Origin of the sequence: Oceanispirochaeta sp. M1, assembly GCF_003346715.1 — a bacterium.
GTDB lineage: Bacteria > Spirochaetota > Spirochaetia > DSM-2461 > DSM-2461 > Oceanispirochaeta.
Map to the genome: position 1 here is coordinate 57,583 of NZ_QQPQ01000014.1, position 17,722 is coordinate 75,304.

Here is a 17,722-nt window from a genome sequence, read left to right on the forward strand (position 1 = left end):
GATTTACTTTAAACTCCGGTTGAATAACATTGTAATTGAAGTTTCCCACTCCCCGCATATATTAAAACCGAACTTTTTATATAGATGGAGGGCAGGGTTTCCCGGGTCCACACTTAGTGAAATACTTTGTATCTCCTGAGGCAGATCCTTCAGCAGTCTTCTCAGTAACTCAGTTCCATAGCCCTGGCCTCTGTATTCGGGTAAAAGAGCCATACTCAACTCCGGAATATTATCGGCTACATATCCGTATCCCTGTTCCTCTTTCCTGAAGAAGCGCAGCCAGACGGCTCCAGCAGGATTTTCCTCCAGGCTGAGGAGTATGCCCCGGTCACCTTTCAGGTCTCCCCAGGAGGCTGCATATTTTTTGATTTCCGGCAATTCAAGAATACTTCTTTCTACTTCAGGGGAACCGGGAGGAACATAGATGGCCTCAAAAAGCATATCAAAGAGGAAGTCCTGGTCTCTGGATTCCAGAGCTCTATATTCAGCTGTATTTTTCAATGGCTTCTTTCACCATGGGAATGGATAGATAAGTTGTCTTGCTGATTTCCGGAATCTCAAGACCCTCCTGACTCAATCGATACGCCACATGATCCATGGATTCTCCCACTTCAATAAGATTACCGTCATAGTCGTAGAATCTCATGACTTTCTGCCGCCAGGGCTGCTCCATTATGCTGTGAAGAAATTGTATTCCTTCATCCTGCAGAACTGTGTGGAGGTTTTCAAGTTCATCATGCTCAAAATATAGCTCGCAGTTATTATGTCTGCCCTGATTTACTGCACCTTGAATTATACCCTGAAAGTGTTCTTTCAGATGAATCGAAAAATCACCATGGAAGGTGATATTTTCACCGAAATCCATTTTAAGTTTCTGCTCGAGGATTGTTTCGTAGAAATAGCGGGATTTCTGAATATCATCAACAACAATTAATACGGCCATATACTTCATTAAAGTCCTCCAGATTCATCCATTGTAAAACAGAGCCCGAGAGGAAACAAGTGTTTAGTTCTCTGTTGGATCTTAGAGCAGTTTGCTGCCTGGAGCGACCTCTTTATCAGGACAACAGAGTATGACATCTCCGTTCTCATCATAAAAACCTGTAATCAGGCATTCTGAGCGCATAGGCCCAATCTGCTTAACCGGAAAATTGATAACCCCGATGACCTGTTTTCCGATTAGTTCTTCACAATTGTAATGAGCTGTGATCTGGGCGCTGGACTTTTTAACACCTATCTCTTCTCCAAAATCAACAAGCAATTTATAGGCCGGTTTTCTTGCCTCTTTAAATACCTCTGCTTCTTTTATGGTTCCGACTCTCATTTCTATCTGTGTGAAATCATCCCAGCTTATTTCTTTCATAGGGATTCTTACAGACATCCCAGGGATCTAAGTTCTTCTTCACACTGAGAGACTGATTTAAAGTGAATAGGATGGATACCCTCGCGTGCGGCAGCTTCAACATTCTCTTTCATATCATCAATGAAAATGGTTTCTTCGGGAATCAGATTGTTTTCAGTCAGAAGGTACTGGTAGATAGCAGCTTCCGGTTTAACAAGATTTACACGGCAGGAGGCTACTTTTCCTTCAAAAAGTTCAAAGAAATCATGAGTCTCATCCAGATAGTCCATGGAGTCGTGATGCATGTTTGAAAGAATATAGAGATGATGACCTTTTTCCTTCAGTTTCAGGATCAGATCTATGGTCTCCTCCTTGGGAGTCAGACTGGCGGGAGTTGAATCAAGCATCTCTTTGATCCTTGAATATTCAAGGCCCGTTCTTTCTGCCGCATTTTTTACAGCGGCCTCTTTTTCAATGGTTCCTCTATCAAGAGATTCCCATTCAGGATGTGCAAAAAAGTTATCTTTTATATTTTTCCCATCTTTTTTTTCTGGGAAGTAATTATTGATAAGATCCTCAGGACTCCAATGCAGGACAACACCACCCAGGTCAAAAACTATATTCATAAATCATCTCCTCAGTATAAAAAACTTACATCTGAATAATCCTCCATCTTTAAATAACTGACAACACTGGTTCGTGAAATAAACTTAAAAATCTATGCTTCTTATATAGACCTCATGAAATATATATGAATAATGAAGTCACTAAATTTATAGCTGAGGAGGGCTCCTTGATTGAAGGACTTTCTGGTTTTCGAGGGTATAAGTAAATCCTTCGGATCTGTTCAAGTTGTTAAAGATTTGAACCTGTCTATTACCAAGGGTGAAGTATTCAGTCTCCTTGGACCATCTGGTTGTGGAAAAACAACACTTTTAAGAATGTGCGGCGGTTTTGAAGAACCTGATACTGGCCGTATATTGCTTAATGGGGTGGATATAACATCTCTGCCGCCAAACAGGCGTCCTGTTAATACTGTTTTTCAGAATTATGCATTATTTCCTCATATGTCAGTTGGTGACAATATTGCTTTTGGACTCAAAGTGGGCAAACCTTCTCTTTCTTTGAAAGAGATAGGAATGAAGGTCGAATGGGCTTTGGATCTTATTCAGATGGCAGAGTATGCTCATAGGAAGCCCTCAGAAATTTCCGGGGGACAAAAGCAGAGAGTCGCCATTGCCAGGGCTATCGTCAATAAGCCCCAGCTTCTTCTGCTGGATGAGCCTCTGGCTGCTCTGGATCTTAAACTCCGTCAGAAAATGCTTTTGGAACTGGATCAGATTCATGATGAAGTAGGTATCACTTTTCTTTTTGTTACCCATGACCAAAGTGAGGCTATGAGTCTTTCTGACAGGATTGCAGTTATGAATCTCGGGATGATTGAACAGGTGGGGTCTCCTGTTGAGATTTATGAGAGCCCTAAATCCAGTTTTACCGCAGCTTTTATCGGAGATACAAACTTTTTTGATGGAAATATTAAATCTCTTGATCTCGTAGGTGAATACTCAATTTTGGAAATCAATGGTCTTCCCGATGCAAACTGCTATAACGATCGATCTCACAAAGTTGGTGACCACATCAACCTCTCCGTCAGACCGGAGAAAATCAGAATTCATAAATCTGAACCAGAGGTGGATGATCATATTAATGTCCTCAAGGGAACAGTTGAAGAGAAGGTCTATCTGGGGGCTTTCACAAAGTACTGGGTTCGCTGTGATGAATGGCTGATTGTCGTTTTGGATGCTCACCGTCATTACCTGCTGGACCGGAATCCTCCTGAATGGGATGATGAAGTCTGGCTAAGCTGGCAACGGGATGATGGTTTCATGCTCCACAGCTACAGGGAAAAGGATGAAGCTCTTCTTACTAATCCAGACGATGAGTATTCAGAATTGACTCCTGATACACAGCCGGGATCTCTGGTTCAGAATCCACAGGATGATTCATGAAAAAAAGAGAAATTATCCTGAGTGCTCCTTCACTTCTCTGGCTGGGTTTCTTTTTTATCATTCCTACAGTATTTGTTCTAATAAACAGTTTCAGAGGAACTGATTCATATGGGATTCTTACACGTGAATGGACATTAGAAGCCTATAGGTCTCTGTCTGGAACTAATCTTTTTCCGATAATTCTGAGAACCCTCAGACTCAGTCTGTATACAACAATACTCTGTCTCCTTATTGCGACTCCCTCTGCCTATGCCATGGCCCGGATGAGCCGTAGAGCTCAGAACACTTTTCTCATGCTTCTTATCATTCCCTTCTGGACCAATTTCCTGATCCGAATATATGCCTGGAAGGTTCTATTGCATCCGGAAGGTTTCATTAAGCAATTCCTTGTATTACTGGGATTGGTGGATCAGGGCTCATCTCTCCTTTATACAGAAGGAGCTGTTCTACTGGTTCTTATATATACTTATCTTCCCTTTGCTCTCCTTCCCCTCTACAGCGCCGCTGAGAAATTTGACTTTACACTCCTTGATGCAGCCAGGGATCTGGGTGCAAACACTTTTCAGCTTGTTCTTCGTGTTTTTCTTCCAGGTATCCGTGGAGGCATTATCAGTGCTGTATTGGTTGTTTTTATCCCCGCATTGGGTAGTTATATCATTCCGGAAATTGTGGGAGGAACCAATTCTGAAATGCTTGGCAACAAGATTGCCCAGTATGTTTTCATTGATAGGAATATTCCCCGGGCAGGAGCACTTTCCGGGTTTCTAATCCTCATTATTCTCCTGCCTTCACTCGCTTCGCTACTTAAAAGAGATTCTGTAGGCAGCGGACGCCAAGGGCTGGTGGAGGCATGAAGAAGAAATCACTACTTCCCAGGATCATTCTGATTCTCACATTAATTTTTATCTACCTCCCTCTCCTGGTTCTGCTTGTGAACTCTTTCAATGCATCAAGAGTCTCCTCGGTCTGGGGGGGATTCTCTTTCAAATGGTACACAAAATTATTCAATGATAAGAATCTGCTCAGGTCAATTAAAAACACAGTAATCGTTACAGCAAGTTCTGTCTTTATTTCAACCATAATGGGAACTCTTGCTGGTGTGACCCTGGGGCGATATAAAAGCCGTCTACAGAAAGCCCATATGACAATTGTTTCGCTGCCTTTGATCATGCCCGATATTCTTATCGGAATCAGTCTTCTACTCTTTTTTCTATCTCTTAAAATCAGACTCTCTCTTTTTACAATCATTCTAGGTCATATAACATTCAGTATCAGTTATGTGACTTCCACTGTACAAGCTCGGTTTGAAGACTTTGATTTTTCTGTCATTGAGGCCGCTCAGGATTTGGGGGCTGGAACCATGCAAATTTTATGGAGTATTTATCTGCCTCTTCTGGCACCAGGGATTCTGTCAGGAGCCATGCTGGCCATGACTCTGTCACTGGATGATTTTATCATCACTTTTTTTACTGCGGGACCGGGAGCCTCAACCCTTCCTATACAGATCTACAGCATGATCCGTCATGGTTCTCCTCCCGTTATTAATGCGCTTTCAACACTGTTTTTAGTGTTTACTTTTTTAATTGTGCTGATATATCAGCGTGTCACAAGGAGATTAAATTAATGAAGAAAAACCTGTTTTTTATGGTGATAAGCCTTTTGGTTATTATCGCTGTGTTCAGTGGGTGTTCCTCGGGAGAAAAGAAAAGTCTTTATCTCTACAATTGGTCGGATTATATCGATGAAGAGCTTGTTACGGCCTTCACTGAAGAGACCGGAATTAAGGTCATAACTGATTATTTCGATTCAAATGAATCCATGTATGCCAAACTTCGCTCTGGTGCCGATGGCTACGACATTGTATTTCCTACCAGCTATATGGTGGAGATCATGCGTTTAGGAGATCTGCTTCAGGATATTGAACATTCAAAGCTTCCTAATCTTAAAAATCTAGATCCTAAGTTTACGGCTCTGTCGGTGGATGATGAGATGGAGTATTCAGTCCCTTATATGGTGAGTACAACTGGAATCGGTTATCTGGGATCAGAGCTTGGAGAGCTTGATAGTATTTCCTGGGATATCTTTTCCAACCCTGCTTATGCCGGGAAAATGACCATGCTTAACGATGTGAGAGAGACCCTTGGAGCTGCATTGAAGTACCTGGGTTACTCCTATAATTCGAGATCTGCGACAGAGCTTGAGGAGGCTGGAGATCTTCTTATCAAGTGGAAGAACAACCTGGCCAAGTTTGAGAATGATCAGTATAAAAACGGTCTGGTAAGCAGTGAATTTACAGTAAGCCAGGGATACTCAGGAGATATACTTCAGGTACAGGAAGAGCGGGAAGATCTTCACTTTATTATCCCCCGGGAAGGAACCTCTATTTCCATAGACAATATGGTTATACTCAAGAATGCTAAGAACAAGGATGAGGCATATGCATTCATAGATTATATGCTTCGCCCCGAGGTTGCCGCTCAGAATATCGAGTATGTTTACTATCTGGCACCCAATAAGGAAGCATATAAACTTCTTGATGAGGTGATTTTGGAAGATCCGGCAGTTTTTATCTCGGATGAAGTCATTGAGAACTCTGAAATTCTCCTGGATCTGGGGGATGATAATGATCTTTATAACCGCGTCTGGGATAGAGTGAAGTCGGCCAGATAGACTTGAGATAATGGTCCGGACATCTGTGGTTTCTCTTAATATTTCTTTAATATATATTGACAAACCACATTTTCTACACCATTTATATAGATAGAAAATGTCCCATTGTTGATGGGATTTCAAAACAGACTAAGGACCCTTTAAGCTAACAAACGTCTGTTATCATCTTCATTGTAGTGCCCTTGTGTATTGGAGTTGGTTTCAGTTTGAGTCTTGATGGGGATACCCCTCTTTCATCCCGAGATCTCTCTTTTCACAATGGTGTGGGGAGTAAGTCCATGGCTTCTACATTATGGTTTTTAGTTCATGACGACGAATTGGTCGATGTTTTCGACGACAGGGATATTGCCCTGGAAGAAAGAGTTTTTTTAAAAGAAGACAATCCCCTTGATGTAATTGTCATCCGCAGCATCGGAATGGCAGAACTGCAGAATTATCCTGATGAATATGATTTTGCTCAGGAAAGGGAGATGCTCAATGAAAATTAATGATAGTGATGATAAACTGTTTTTTGGTAATCTTAATTATGATGTAACAGAAGAGGATCTGCGTGAAATGCTTCTTCATTTTGGTGATATTGTTTCTATTAATCACAAACAAATGAAGGGTTCTGCCATTATTCACTTTGCCGAACCTGCTGATGCAGAGCTGGCCATGAAGTCTTTAGAGGATATGGATTTTTTTGGGAGAAAACTGCGTATCGAATGGCCGGATGAAATTATTTCTGTAGAATCTAATTGAAAGTTGCCATCATTTATAATAAAGAATTCTCAAATGTAATTAATACTTTCGGAATGCAGAATAAAGAGAAATACAATCCTGCTACAGTTCGTTCAGTATCAGATTCTCTTGAATCCGGCGGTCACAATGTCACTATTATTGATGGTGATATGCATGTTATAGACTCTCTACAGGAATTTATGCCCCGAGTTCTTGAAGGAGAGCGCATGGGGATTGTGTTCAATATGGCCTATGGTATTCAGGGTGAGAGTCGTTATACTCATATTCCATCCATGCTGGAAATGCTGGGTATTCCCTATGTCGGTTCCACTCCGGCAGGACATGCTCTGGCTTTGGATAAGGTCATTACTAAGATCATTATGCAAAAGCATGGAATTCCAACACCTCAATTCTGGGTCTTCAATAATGGGGATGAGAATCTGGATGATGTTATTTTTCCTGTAATTGTCAAACCCAAGATGGAAGCGGTCTCATTTGGTCTTAAAGTGGTGAACAGCCGGGATGATCTAAGGGATGCTATTACCTTCATTGTAAACGAATTTCAGCAGCAGGCTCTGGTTGAAGAATTTATCAGAGGACGTGAATTTTGTATTGGACTTCTGGGTAACACTCCTGTGGAGGCATTTCCTGTATTGGAAATTGATCTTGAAAATGATCCGGATGCAATTCAGACAGTGGATGATAAAAAATCCAGACCCCGCAGGAAAATCTGTCCCGCAGCTCTTTCAGAAGACATTGCCTCAGAAATGACTCGATTGAGTATTGATGCCTTCAAGGCACTTGGACTCAGGGACTTTGCCCGTGTTGATATAAGGCTGGATGAGAATAATAATATTTATCTTCTGGAAATCAACTCCATGGCAAGTCTTGGAAAAACTGGTTCCTATTATCATGGGGCAATCGCATCCGGTTATGATTATAACTCTCTGGTTAACAAGATGCTGGAAGTCTCTGCTCTGCGCTATTTTGCGGAGTCACACACTTTCGAGAATAAAAATGACAATAGATTACCGGCTCATGTCCGGATACGGGGATTCCTGAGAAGCCGTCAAGAGAGCCTCGAAAAGACATTAAAGACCATTGTTAATCTAAACAGCTATGTAAGAAACTGTGAAGGTGTAAATACTCTGGGTAGTGTTATGGTTAAGGAGCTCTCGGCACTGCGTTTTTCTCATAAGAGTTTTCCAAATGTGGAAACTGGAAACAGTCTTTATTTTTCGAATACCGGAGATGATAATATCGATATTCTTCTCCTTGGCAATCTGGACAATGATGTAAAGGTATCCAGGCAGGAATACTTTCAGCTGCAGGGACATAAACTTTACGGAACAGGAATCTGGGAGCATAAAGGGGGACTGGTAGTTCTTCTTGGAGCCCTTCAGGCGTTACGATTTATCCGACGTCTTAAGCAGATGAAAATCGGAATCCTTCTGACAAGTGACGATGTTCTGCATGGCCGGGTATCAAAAGAACTTGTGAGAGAGTACTCAAGGAGAAGCCGCTGCGTTCTTGGTCTTCATGGTGCATTTCTTAATGGGGGAGTTGTGACATCAAGATCCGGTGCTGCGTCCTATTCCCTCTCTTCCAATCTGCTTGACAAGAGTGATGCTTCCCATGTGGCTGCGTCCAGCCGGGTATTTAACAAGGTCGTTGGTGATATTCTTGCTTTAAGTGATCATTCTTCAAGTCTTGTCATAGCACCAGGCACAATGCAATTTGAATCTAATATCACAGAACCCTATGCCCACGGTGATGTTAAAATGAGAATCAGGTTCAGTTCATTGGATCAGTTTAAGGACGTGGATAGTAAAATCAGAAAAATAATCAGTTCCAGAAAGAGTAAAAATCTTGTAGATTTTCATCTTGAGGGTGGTTTGGGAAGACCCCAGATGGATAAGAGTTTGGAGGTGGAAGAAGTTTACCTGAAGCTCAAAAATATAGCTGACAGACTGGATATCAGGCTGAAAGAAGAGCACCGTTGGAGCTCTGCGGATATCTGTACTGCAGAGAACCGCTTCCGTATAGATGGCCTTGGGCCAGTAGGGATTAAACCACAGGATCAGGCTGAGTATATATTGAAACACAGCCTGGTAGAGAGGATGACTCTCCTGGCCATGGGGATGATGGAATTAAGTTCAAAATAAGGAGGAGTGTTCCCTTTAATCCTCATATAGCAGAATATCCCGGGATCTTTTCTTTAATGCTGCAGGATCAAGTATTCTTATCTTGCGCCCCTTCTTCTCTATCAGGCCATCCTTCTTAAAGCTCTCCAGGGTTCTTGTGAGGTGGCGGTAACTGCATCCAAGAAAGTCTGCCATCTCACTGAGGTTTTCAGTCTCCATCTCCTCCCTGCTTTCCTTATATTCATCTCCTTCCAGATAGATCATGGATAGATAGGCCGCCAGGCGGATATCCATTGTGTAGTGCTGATTCACAGCGGCCGTGGTATTGAAGCTGGCCAGCTTTTCTGCAAGACCCCGGGCCAGATGATTGAGGAGTGGAATATTGTGTTTCATCTCTTCTTTAACAAGTTCGACCGGTAGTCTGAGGCAGCACACTTTGCTTATTGCTTTGACAGAACTGATGTTGTGGGATTCCAGAAAGAGTTCCAAATCTCCCAGCAGCTGAAAAGGCCTGTAGAAACGGACTAGCATAATTTCTCCGTTTTCCATGACCCTATAAACCTTTGATCTCCCCTCAACATACAGGAAAAACCATTTTCGTCTCTCTCCCCCTCTGAAGATATATTCTCCAGCTTCATATCGACAGAGCTGGATGGAGTCTGCAGTCTCCTGAGTGAACATTTTATCCCAGCGGTATTGGGTGAGATATTTGTTAATTTCTGCCTTGTCCTGACTTATATTCATAATTTTCCTGAAAAGTTATCAGATTTGGGACATCTGTCCTAACTTAATAATAGTTACCGGAGCACAATAGGGCAATATTCTTAGACTATACACCCTTTGAGTTATTTAAGAAGAAATCGCGATGTTCAGTTTCAGCATTGCCAGAGGTAGAACCATGTTTCATATATTATCCATAGTACTTGGTGTCTTGATCGCTGTAATGCTTACAATCAATTCACAGTTTTCTCTCATCCTGGGGAATTTTCAGTCTGCTCTGATCATTCATCTTGTAGGGCTGGGTATCCTTATTCCTGTGCTTTTACTGGCAGGTAAAAGAGCAAAAAGAGAGCGGGTTCCTTTTTACCTTCTCACCGCAGGAGTTATAGGTGTTGCTTTAATTTTCCTGAACAACATATGTTTCAATACTATAGGTGCTTCACTTTCTGTTTCTCTTATTATTCTGGGACAGACTCTGGCAGGCCAGATTATCGATGTTACCGGATTCCTGGGTATGGAAAAACATCCATTTCACAAAGGGAAACTTTTCGGTTGGATACTTGTTATAGCCGGAGCTGCTGTTATGACAGGCGGTAGTTCGGGGAATGCAATTTATCTGTTTCTCGCACTTATTTCGGGAGCTCTTGTGATGCTGTCGACTGTCATTAATGCTCAGCTTGCCAAGAGGGTAGGTCTCCTGCGGGGGACAAGCGTCAATTATGCAGCCGGTCTTGTTACTGCCATTGTTATTCTATTGATAATGGGAAGCCGTCCCAGTGAATTTGCTGTTATTCCTTCTATTCATCCCCTTCTTATCTTCGGAGGAGGAGTCCTGGGAGTCATCATTGTTTCCGGACTCAGTACCGTTGTACCCCGAATCCCGGCTGTATACAGTACCATTCTGATCTTTATCGGTCAGGTCGGAGCAGGACTTGTTCTCGACTACTATATTCTGGACAGTTTTGCCTGGCTGCAGGCTGCAGGTGCTGTCGTTATTGCTCTGGGGCTTCTTAGCAAGATCCTTGTAGATGTCAAAGAGCAAAAAAAAGCAGCAGCCCTTTTGGAAGCTGCTGCCTGATATTGTACGAAATCTTTTAGGGCTTATGTAAGTTCTGCTGATCTCTCTTCAAGGTGTTTGATATGCAGTTTTAAATGGGAGATGTAATCACGGACCAGAAATTCCAACGTCAGCTTTCCTTTCTCTGTGTTCCAGGTATTCTGAAGATCTGATTCATCCAGATTTTCAAAGATATGGCACAGAAGCAGATTATACTCCTTCCATAGTGTCAGGAGGGAGGCATAAGGGTAGCTGTTATAAGGGACTTTTTTTATCCAGTCCGTTCCGTAGCCGGGGAAACTGAGCTCCTTATCCTCCTGGAGACGGATAAATCTCTGGTAGTTATTTGCCGCCGAATCAATGAGATGGCCGAAGATCTCCTTTACAGACCACTTGTCTTCGGATAACTGTATAGAAGTGAAATCTTCAGTAAGATCTTTATTCTTTTCATACAAATCCTGAACCAGTTTATTCAGCTCAATACTCTCATTCTTCATCATTATCCTTCCTCCTGAATCGCCGGTGACAGTTCTCTTTTTGCGTCTGTTCCTCTTCGAAGGTAGATCAGAAGGAGGATGCTCAAAGCCAGAGGTATGGTAAAGAGAATGAGTGCCGGTTTTAAACCTGCAAGATCAATTGTCAGACCAAAGAGGGCAGGGCTCAGTGAGGATGTGACTGTCATCACTCCCATAAGTATCCCGAATATTTCACCGGTACCCAGGTGTCTGCCCATATGTCTCATCAGGAGATTCTGATTGATGATACATCCGGAGCCGAAGGCACCGAAGAATCCTACCACTATCGGGTACAGCACTCCCGGCATATCCATGGAAAAGAGCAGAAGACTGGGGATAATAAGCAGGGTCCCCCATAAAAGGATGCTGAAAGAGTTCAGTCTGTCGGCCATTCTTCCTGCAATAATTGAACCGATGAGTCCCCCTCCGAAGAAGAAGGCGGAGGCATAGGCCGCGGATGATTCGCTATAATTAAGAAAGTTTACAAAAATGGTAGGCAGGAAATTCAGGACCGCTGTAACAGAGAAAACACGGAGAATAACGGAAAGGAGAAAAAGGACAAAGCGGATAATATCTTTCTTTGAGGCCCGTTTATCTTCCTCCTGATTCTTCTTCTCTTTATCTACTTCAGGTATTGAGTCTGAAAACAGGTATACAAATCCCATAATAAGGGCCGGAGCTGCTGTCAGTATCAGAATACCCCTGACTCCGATAATCCCGAGAAGGTATCCATTAATCAGAAACATCAGAAGTATGGCACCGGTGCCGAAGCTCTCGTAAAGCCCCATTAACTTTCCCTTGCTCTCATGATACTGATCATCAATAACAGCATACATAACCGGGTGAAAGGTACTGACTCCCACAGCGGTCACAGAGATAAGAGCCAGGAATATCCCCAGGTTCGGTGCAAACCCTGAAGAAGCCAGACCTGCAGCGGATAGTATAAAACCATAACTGAGTAATTTTTTCCTTGAGAAGCGGTCGGCAAGTTTTCCTACAGCAAATGAGCAGAGTGCAGTGACCATCAGATAGGTTGTCAGAATGCCTCCAGCCTCGGCAAAACTCAGATCATAACGGATCAGGAGAGCCGGTAATACCAGAGGAAAAATAAACCAGAAAAGGTCGTTGGCACTGTGGCCCAATAATTTTGATTTCATACTTACTTTTATCTTAAAGGCTCAGAATTGTCAAAAGACTCCACCCACTGTTGTCTCCACCCGGGAGCATCATAGTCATCCGGCCAGAATTCTGTCTGCTTTATTATTTTACTATTCATTATCTGGTGGAATGTAATGGCCCTTGCCTTCACATCTCCATCGCTGATTGATACATCACTGACAACTCTGTCACCTTCTGCAATCACCGAGTTTATAGAAAAGACCCATCTGCCCTGAGCCGGGTAATAGCTGTTGATTGCTATGAAATTTTCCTTCCCCCGTATCAATTCCGATGATTGAGGCCATATGCAGATATAATTGTCTGAAAAGAGCTCGGCAGCCTTTGAAAAATCATTGCTGTTCATCCCGTTCCAGTAGGCAAGTACAGTCTCTTTCGGGCTGAGAAGTTCATATAGAACCTCATCCTCCACAGATTCCATAACCGTTTTCTGAAATGATTTAATGAACTGCATTCCGTTCTTTTCGGCAACCCTGATTGAAGGGCCGTTGTCTTTTGCCGTGTATGTATAGATTTTCTTCAATTTTAGAGTGTCGAAGGCATAGCGAATACAGAGAGAAGACGCCTCTGTGGCGTATCCTTTATTCCAGCGGTCTTTATGGATATGGTATCCCAGCTCCGGAAGCAGTTCTCCCTCTATTTCCTGTAACGTGATGCCGCAGTCTCCTATAAAACAGTCACCCTCTTTCATTATGACCGCCCACAGCCCATGACCATTCTGACGATAGCTTTCGATATTCCGTTCAATCCAGGACTTAACTTCCTTTTTGCTGAAGGGCGCCGGGTAGTGGTGCATGGTTTCCTTGTCACAGAGTATTGTGGCAAGCGAATACAGGTCATCGGCTCTCAACTCCCTGAGGTATAGTCGGTCACTTATTCCAACAGGTCGGATCATTCAACTATTCCCATTCATTGTGCAGCCGGTAAATCATGTTTTCAGATTCCTCAGAGCTGTTTTCCTGGACTGTAAAATCAAAACGTTCCAGTAATCTGGATGACCTTTCATTATCTCTATGGGTGTAAGCCTTAAGGTCTTTTAAATGGAGTGTGAGAAAGGCATAATCAATGACTGCTTCAAGGGCCTCTGTCATCAGCCCTTTTTTCTGAAAATCCGGTAGGAGTTCATATCCAAGTTCTGCAGAAGTTTTATCTTCAGAGAAATTCCAGAGGCAAATAGTCCCTATGAGTTCTGAGCTCTCTTTGTGACCTATTCCCCAATAGATCCATTTATCATTTTCAATCCCCGCATCAATCTTTGTAATAAGGGCTTGGGACTCTTTTTCACTCTTAAGGGGAGGACGGTCTATATAGTGATTAATATCCTGATCCTGACGAATCCGGAACATCTGTTCTCTGTCTTGTTCCGAGATCTTTCTGAGAATAAGTCGGCTGCTCTGCAACAGGGGAAATTGTTTCATTTTAACTCCATGCTTAATCTTATCATATCCCGGCATTCCAGTCCGTTTTCATAAATCCTCTCGGAATAATTTCTTCGGAAGAAATCCTGATCCACAGCGCTGATTCTGAATCCGCATTTCTGGTAGAGATAGAGTTGTCCGAATCCCGGATTCCCCGTACCGATTTCAAGAACTTTTGTCCCTGTTTTCCCGGCTTCTTCCACAGCCTTATTGATTAATGCTTTTCCAATACCCAGGTTCTGCAAGTTCTCTGTTACTGACACATTCATGATTTCCATCTTTTCATATTCTCTGGGCATCAGGATAAGTGCTCCTGCGATTTCATTCTGAAGTTCTGCAATGAAACAGATCCCTCTGGTCAGATAGTCCTTTACAAGCTTTTCCGAGGGATCTGCATTGAGTAGAAGTTCCATCGGGGCTTGTTCGGTGGGGGCAAGAGGCCGGATGTTCAGAGTCTTTATGTCAGGAGCTGGCTTTCCGGTTTTCATAGTTTTATCGACCCAGAGAGTCTCAGAAATACTAAAGCCCTTTTTTCGGTAGAGAGTCTGAGCCGGAGCATTCAAAGAAGATGTAATACAGGCCATATAAGGCATATTCTTCCCAACTGCCCATTTCTCAATGAACTCCAGAAGCTCTTCTGCCAGTCCGTTATGCCTGAAATCTTTGTCTATATGCAGTTCATTGATCCAAAGATAATCGGCTCCGGATTCAAGACCTGAGCAGATATTGGCAAAGGCAAAGCCCTGCAGTTTTTCGTCCTCTGAAATGCTTAGATAAAGCCGAACTCTGGACTCAGCCTTTAAGGCATTCTTCAGTGCCGATTTGAGGCGCTCAATGTCAGCAGAAGAACCGATATGGGACATCTGATCTCCCATCATTTTTAATAACTGATCTTCAGAAGGAATTTCTGAATAGTTTCTGATAACTCTGATCATATTCAAGCTCCAATTGCTATCCTGATATCCCTGCTGAGAATACGCAATGATTCAAGATGGATTTAATTCAGGAACATTATTTCTCTTTGAAGTAAAAATATGTGAAGCCGGCAGCAAAGAAAAACATAAGCCCCGTGTTCATCCACCCGATTACCGGAAGGCCTGCAAACAGCATCCCCCACAGCATCACCAGACCTGCCAGTCCAGTCCATATAATTTCACTCAGCACAATGACTTCGGCTCTCTCCCATACAGGGTTTTTCAGTACAAAACCCGAACTGCAGCCGAATGCTACTAAGGCTGCACCTATCAGTTTGAAAGCTGCCGGGTCCAGAACCGGCCAGTTGACCAATTCCCCATAGATCTCAGCTGCAAACAGATAGACGAGTCCGAAAAGAACGCCTGTGATAAAGTGTATACGAAATAAGCCCCTCAGGCCGGATGAAATATATTTTTCCATATTTTTCCTCCAGAGATTTAAATAGAACCAGCCATTAATTCTAATTGTTCTGTACTTATGGAATCAAGTTTTTATCAATTTAATTTGTTTGCAGGTAAATATATAAGAATAGTTATTGTTCTTTTTTGTCGGAAATGTACTCTCTCGGTGAACATCCCATTATCTGCTTGAATAATCTTGAGAAATGGAAGGGATTTTCAAAGCCGAATATGGCGGAAGTCTCTTTGATACTCAGTTTTTCACTTAGAAGGTGTTCGGCGGCTTTGTGTATCCGATAATCTGTAAACGCTCTGGAGGGGCTGAGGCCCATCAGTTCGTTGCAGCGGGTTGCCAGTGTTCTTTCTGATATACAAAGTTTCTCTGCCATCTCGGCTACCCTCATATTTTCATGCCGGTTCAAGGCAAATATCTGATTCAGTCTTGAATGAAAATCCTGTTGTTCCGAGAGCTGCCTGAACCTTGAGGACAGGGCTCTGGCTGGTAACTCCCTTACAAGCTGCCAGAAAAAGGTTTCAAACATTGAGTCTTGTGTATAGCTTGAGTAGAGGTCCTCTTTTTTCAATTCTTCTTCCAGTTTTATAAAAAATCCGGCAGCTTGTAATTCCGACCGGCGGCTGCACTGAAGATCCGGAGGAATCCCTTCTTTAAAAAGATCCAGACTTTGATTGCCCGAACGGCCTGTAAGACTGAGTGAAAAATGGAGGACATAATGTTTCTGGTCTCTGTGAAAATGATCTATATGTGAATCACCGGGCTTGATAATTAGAAATTCTCCCTGATTCAGGGTGAGATGAAAACCATTCAGGGTGCATTGATAGTTGCCGGTGTCGGAAATGATCAATTCATAGCTCAGGTGTTTATGTTTCGGGTAATCACAGTCTTCCTTGACTGTCAGGCGGTGAAAATCATCAAAAACCGGACGGATTCGGAGTTCCAATCCTACAGAACTGTGGCGTAGAATTCGTTCTTTTGTTATTTGCAGATCTCTACCCATAATAGAGGAAGGATAGATCTGTATGTCTATTAAATCAATATAGAAACAATGTCCAATTGCAGAATTAGATATGTTTATTGCAGTTTGAGTCATGTACTTCTGAGGGGGGAGTGAGTAATCTTAGGTTCTGATCAGGAAAAATACCGAAGTGATCATATCGCTCCGGAAGTGAAATTTATTTAGGAGTTTCTTATGGCTATAAGCGTTAAAGACCTGGCAAAGATGATAGATCACTCTCTGCTTCATCCCACAATGACCGATGACATTATCCGAGAGGGATGTGAGCTGGCAAAAAAATATGATACTGCTTCGGTCTGCCTGAAGCCCTATTCTGTAAAGGAAGCTGCAGCTTTTCTGAAAGGAACGGATGTGAAGGTCGGTTCTGTTATCGGATTTCCCCATGGAAACAGTACAACCGCCATCAAAGTTGCAGAGACTGAGCAGGCCTGCCGGGATGGAGCCGTGGAAATCGATATGGTTATCAATATTGGCAAGGCTCTGGGCGGGGACTTTGACTTTGTTCAGGATGAGATGCATCAGGTGAAGGACGCTGCAGACAGAGGCGGAGCCATACTCAAGGTCATTTTTGAAAATGATTATCTGGAAGAAGATACAATCGCACGGTTATGCGAGATATGTAATGCGGTGGATGTTGCCTTTGTTAAGACCTCATCAGGCTATGGATTTGTGAAACAGGAAAACGGAATGTACTCCTATAAGGGAGCCACAGCCCCGCATCTAAAACTCATGCGCAAAGTAACCGCCCATCATATAGAGGTCAAAGCAGCGGGAGGAGTGAGAACTCTTCGTGACCTTCTCTATGTCCGGTCTCTCGGTGTAAGCAGGATCGGAGCGACCGCAACTGCGGCCATTCTCGATGAGGCAGCCGCAGTACTTGCCAGTGGAAAGACTCTTGAGGAAATCACCCCGACGGATGCCGAGATCGGCGGAGGCTACTAAGGCCTGAGGGAAGAGACTATCAGGGAAGCTCTTCGATTACGAAATCAGGATCAAAATCCTGTTCCAGAATATCCATATGGACCTCATCAAAGTAGCGTCCGTTGATTCTGAATGCTTCCCGGCGTCGGCCGAACTCTTTAAAACCGCATTTTTCATAACAGGATATTCCTCTCTCATTGAATGAGAAGACTCCCAGCTTGATATTGTGAAGATTCAGCATTTTAAATCCATAGTTCAGGAGCAGTTCAATGGCCTCAGATCCGTAGCCCTTACCTCTGCTTTCGGCAGCACCCAGAAAAATTCCCAACTCCGCAGTCCCATGTATCTGGTTCAGGTTGAACAGGGAGCAGTTGCCGATGGCTTCATTGCTTGCTGTATCGATGATGGCAAACATGTTCTCTTCCCTGGATATTTTTTCCAAAAGTTCCTTCTCTTTCATCAGGGAGTAGGTCATGGTCGCTCCACCCAGGGGGATGGAGGTGCTGAGATCGTTGATCCACTTTGTGTACAGTTCATAGTCATCAGGGTTGATAGGTGAAAGATATAGGTTTTTGCCTTTTATTTTTGGAAAATACTTCATGTCCGCCTCTCGTTTAAACAAA

At 43.0% G+C, this 17,722-nt stretch carries 22 protein-coding genes; 9 read left to right on the forward strand and 13 right to left on the reverse strand.

Translation table 11 applies throughout. The annotated features are described in order from the left end of the window. Positions 1 to 3: 3 nt before the first annotated feature. The 4 genes from DV872_RS11780 to DV872_RS11795 form a co-directional block, all read right to left on the reverse strand. Positions 4 to 501, reverse strand: coding sequence for a GNAT family N-acetyltransferase (locus DV872_RS11780; RefSeq protein WP_114630134.1), 498 nt, complete (start codon positions 499 to 501; stop codon positions 4 to 6). Further along, positions 485 to 952, reverse strand: a complete 468-nt coding sequence (locus DV872_RS11785) for a VOC family protein (protein WP_114630135.1) — start codon at positions 950 to 952, stop codon at positions 485 to 487. Before DV872_RS11785 ends, DV872_RS11780 begins: the two co-directional genes overlap by 17 nt. Positions 953 to 1,024: 72 nt before the next feature. Beyond that, positions 1,025 to 1,363 (reverse strand): tRNA-binding protein, encoded by a 339-nt coding sequence (locus DV872_RS11790; RefSeq protein ID WP_114630214.1) that lies wholly within the window; start codon positions 1,361 to 1,363, stop codon positions 1,025 to 1,027. A gap of 8 nt (positions 1,364 to 1,371) precedes the next feature. Further along, on the reverse strand, positions 1,372 to 1,968 hold the full coding sequence (locus DV872_RS11795) for an HAD family phosphatase (RefSeq protein ID WP_114630136.1): 597 nt from the start codon (positions 1,966 to 1,968) through the stop codon (positions 1,372 to 1,374). A gap of 171 nt (positions 1,969 to 2,139) precedes the next feature. Here DV872_RS11795 and DV872_RS11800 point away from each other — a divergent pair, with 171 nt between their 5' ends. From DV872_RS11800 to DV872_RS11830, 7 genes are all read left to right on the forward strand, one after another. After that, on the forward strand, positions 2,140 to 3,351 hold the full coding sequence (locus DV872_RS11800; protein ID WP_114630137.1) for an ABC transporter ATP-binding protein: 1,212 nt from the start codon (positions 2,140 to 2,142) through the stop codon (positions 3,349 to 3,351). Beyond that, positions 3,348 to 4,205 carry an ABC transporter permease gene (locus tag DV872_RS11805; RefSeq protein WP_114630138.1) on the forward strand — a complete coding sequence of 286 codons (858 nt, stop codon included), beginning with the start codon at positions 3,348 to 3,350 and terminating at the stop codon, positions 4,203 to 4,205. Before DV872_RS11800 ends, DV872_RS11805 begins: the two co-directional genes overlap by 4 nt. Beyond that, on the forward strand, positions 4,202 to 4,975 hold the full coding sequence (locus DV872_RS11810; RefSeq protein WP_114630139.1) for an ABC transporter permease: 774 nt from the start codon (positions 4,202 to 4,204) through the stop codon (positions 4,973 to 4,975). Before DV872_RS11805 ends, DV872_RS11810 begins: the two co-directional genes overlap by 4 nt. After that, positions 4,975 to 6,021 (forward strand): PotD/PotF family extracellular solute-binding protein, encoded by a 1,047-nt coding sequence (locus DV872_RS11815; protein WP_114630140.1) that lies wholly within the window; start codon positions 4,975 to 4,977, stop codon positions 6,019 to 6,021. Before DV872_RS11810 ends, DV872_RS11815 begins: the two co-directional genes overlap by 1 nt. 206 nt (positions 6,022 to 6,227) lie before the next feature. Continuing rightward, on the forward strand, positions 6,228 to 6,509 hold the full coding sequence (locus DV872_RS11820; RefSeq protein ID WP_114630141.1) for a hypothetical protein: 282 nt from the start codon (positions 6,228 to 6,230) through the stop codon (positions 6,507 to 6,509). Continuing rightward, entirely contained in the window at positions 6,499 to 6,762 is a 264-nt protein-coding gene (locus DV872_RS11825; protein ID WP_158546934.1) for an RNA-binding protein, read from the forward strand. The genes DV872_RS11820 and DV872_RS11825 overlap by 11 nt, the downstream gene beginning before the upstream one ends. Positions 6,763 to 6,815: 53 nt before the next feature. Next, a complete protein-coding gene (locus tag DV872_RS11830; protein WP_147283157.1) occupies positions 6,816 to 8,906 on the forward strand; it encodes an ATP-grasp domain-containing protein in 2,091 nt (696 codons plus the stop codon). Between the two features lie 15 nt (positions 8,907 to 8,921). On the opposite strand, the gene DV872_RS11835 is transcribed toward DV872_RS11830, so the two are convergent. Next, positions 8,922 to 9,629 carry a Crp/Fnr family transcriptional regulator gene (locus tag DV872_RS11835; RefSeq protein WP_114630144.1) on the reverse strand — a complete coding sequence of 236 codons (708 nt, stop codon included), beginning with the start codon at positions 9,627 to 9,629 and terminating at the stop codon, positions 8,922 to 8,924. A gap of 121 nt (positions 9,630 to 9,750) precedes the next feature. Here DV872_RS11835 and DV872_RS11840 point away from each other — a divergent pair, with 121 nt between their 5' ends. Continuing rightward, positions 9,751 to 10,683, forward strand: a complete 933-nt coding sequence (locus DV872_RS11840) for a DMT family transporter (protein ID WP_114630145.1) — start codon at positions 9,751 to 9,753, stop codon at positions 10,681 to 10,683. 23 nt (positions 10,684 to 10,706) lie between these two features. Here DV872_RS11840 and DV872_RS11845 read toward each other — a convergent pair whose 3' ends face one another. From DV872_RS11845 to DV872_RS11875, 7 genes are all read right to left on the reverse strand, one after another. After that, on the reverse strand, positions 10,707 to 11,162 hold the full coding sequence (locus DV872_RS11845) for a DinB family protein (RefSeq protein WP_114630146.1): 456 nt from the start codon (positions 11,160 to 11,162) through the stop codon (positions 10,707 to 10,709). Beyond that, complete coding sequence (locus tag DV872_RS11850) at positions 11,162 to 12,334, reverse strand: MFS transporter (RefSeq protein ID WP_114630147.1); 1,173 nt, start codon at positions 12,332 to 12,334, stop codon at positions 11,162 to 11,164. The genes DV872_RS11845 and DV872_RS11850 overlap by 1 nt, the downstream gene beginning before the upstream one ends. Positions 12,335 to 12,342: 8 nt before the next feature. Next, positions 12,343 to 13,248: a GNAT family N-acetyltransferase gene (locus tag DV872_RS26825; RefSeq protein ID WP_199563465.1), complete on the reverse strand. Its 906-nt coding sequence runs from the start codon at positions 13,246 to 13,248 to the stop codon at positions 12,343 to 12,345. Between the two features lie 4 nt (positions 13,249 to 13,252). Continuing rightward, positions 13,253 to 13,771, reverse strand: coding sequence for a GNAT family N-acetyltransferase (locus DV872_RS11860; RefSeq protein WP_158546935.1), 519 nt, complete (start codon positions 13,769 to 13,771; stop codon positions 13,253 to 13,255). Further along, on the reverse strand, positions 13,768 to 14,706 hold the full coding sequence (locus DV872_RS11865; RefSeq protein ID WP_114630149.1) for a GNAT family N-acetyltransferase: 939 nt from the start codon (positions 14,704 to 14,706) through the stop codon (positions 13,768 to 13,770). The genes DV872_RS11860 and DV872_RS11865 overlap by 4 nt, the downstream gene beginning before the upstream one ends. Before the next feature lie 76 nt (positions 14,707 to 14,782). After that, on the reverse strand, positions 14,783 to 15,166 hold the full coding sequence (locus tag DV872_RS11870; protein WP_114630150.1) for a hypothetical protein: 384 nt from the start codon (positions 15,164 to 15,166) through the stop codon (positions 14,783 to 14,785). A 112-nt stretch (positions 15,167 to 15,278) separates the two neighbouring features. Next, on the reverse strand, positions 15,279 to 16,160 hold the full coding sequence (locus tag DV872_RS11875; protein WP_158546936.1) for an AraC family transcriptional regulator: 882 nt from the start codon (positions 16,158 to 16,160) through the stop codon (positions 15,279 to 15,281). Positions 16,161 to 16,352: 192 nt separating this feature from the next. Between DV872_RS11875 and deoC the strand changes: the two genes are divergently transcribed. After that, the gene (gene deoC, locus DV872_RS11880) at positions 16,353 to 17,120 is read left to right on the forward strand and encodes a deoxyribose-phosphate aldolase (RefSeq protein WP_114630152.1); all 768 of its coding nucleotides are present in this window, start codon (positions 16,353 to 16,355) and stop codon (positions 17,118 to 17,120) included. Between the two features lie 19 nt (positions 17,121 to 17,139). Here deoC and DV872_RS11885 read toward each other — a convergent pair whose 3' ends face one another. Continuing rightward, positions 17,140 to 17,700: a GNAT family N-acetyltransferase gene (locus DV872_RS11885; RefSeq protein WP_114630153.1), complete on the reverse strand. Its 561-nt coding sequence runs from the start codon at positions 17,698 to 17,700 to the stop codon at positions 17,140 to 17,142. Between the last annotated feature and the right edge of the window lie 22 nt (positions 17,701 to 17,722).

Coding starts and splice junctions, on each gene's coding strand:
- DV872_RS11865 (WP_114630149.1), bottom strand. CDS start 14,706: ATGATCAGAGTTATCAGAAACTATTCAGAAATTCCTTCTGAAGATCAG.
- DV872_RS11850 (WP_114630147.1), bottom strand. CDS start 12,334: ATGAAATCAAAATTATTGGGCCACAGTGCCAACGACCTTTTCTGGTTT.
- DV872_RS11885 (WP_114630153.1), bottom strand. CDS start 17,700: ATGAAGTATTTTCCAAAAATAAAAGGCAAAAACCTATATCTTTCACCT.
- DV872_RS11825 (WP_158546934.1), top strand. CDS start 6,499: ATGAAAATTAATGATAGTGATGATAAACTGTTTTTTGGTAATCTTAAT.
- DV872_RS11840 (WP_114630145.1), top strand. CDS start 9,751: ATGTTCAGTTTCAGCATTGCCAGAGGTAGAACCATGTTTCATATATTA.
- deoC (WP_114630152.1), top strand. CDS start 16,353: ATGGCTATAAGCGTTAAAGACCTGGCAAAGATGATAGATCACTCTCTG.
- DV872_RS11835 (WP_114630144.1), bottom strand. CDS start 9,629: ATGAATATAAGTCAGGACAAGGCAGAAATTAACAAATATCTCACCCAA.
- DV872_RS11860 (WP_158546935.1), bottom strand. CDS start 13,771: ATGAAACAATTTCCCCTGTTGCAGAGCAGCCGACTTATTCTCAGAAAG.
- DV872_RS11805 (WP_114630138.1), top strand. CDS start 3,348: ATGAAAAAAAGAGAAATTATCCTGAGTGCTCCTTCACTTCTCTGGCTG.
- DV872_RS26825 (WP_199563465.1), bottom strand. CDS start 13,248: ATGATCCGACCTGTTGGAATAAGTGACCGACTATACCTCAGGGAGTTG.
- DV872_RS11875 (WP_158546936.1), bottom strand. CDS start 16,160: ATGGGTAGAGATCTGCAAATAACAAAAGAACGAATTCTACGCCACAGT.
- DV872_RS11785 (WP_114630135.1), bottom strand. CDS start 952: ATGAAGTATATGGCCGTATTAATTGTTGTTGATGATATTCAGAAATCC.
- DV872_RS11810 (WP_114630139.1), top strand. CDS start 4,202: ATGAAGAAGAAATCACTACTTCCCAGGATCATTCTGATTCTCACATTA.
- DV872_RS11815 (WP_114630140.1), top strand. CDS start 4,975: ATGAAGAAAAACCTGTTTTTTATGGTGATAAGCCTTTTGGTTATTATC.
- DV872_RS11845 (WP_114630146.1), bottom strand. CDS start 11,162: ATGATGAAGAATGAGAGTATTGAGCTGAATAAACTGGTTCAGGATTTG.
- DV872_RS11870 (WP_114630150.1), bottom strand. CDS start 15,166: ATGGAAAAATATATTTCATCCGGCCTGAGGGGCTTATTTCGTATACAC.
- DV872_RS11830 (WP_147283157.1), top strand. CDS start 6,816: ATGCAGAATAAAGAGAAATACAATCCTGCTACAGTTCGTTCAGTATCA.
- DV872_RS11795 (WP_114630136.1), bottom strand. CDS start 1,968: ATGAATATAGTTTTTGACCTGGGTGGTGTTGTCCTGCATTGGAGTCCT.
- DV872_RS11790 (WP_114630214.1), bottom strand. CDS start 1,363: ATGAAAGAAATAAGCTGGGATGATTTCACACAGATAGAAATGAGAGTC.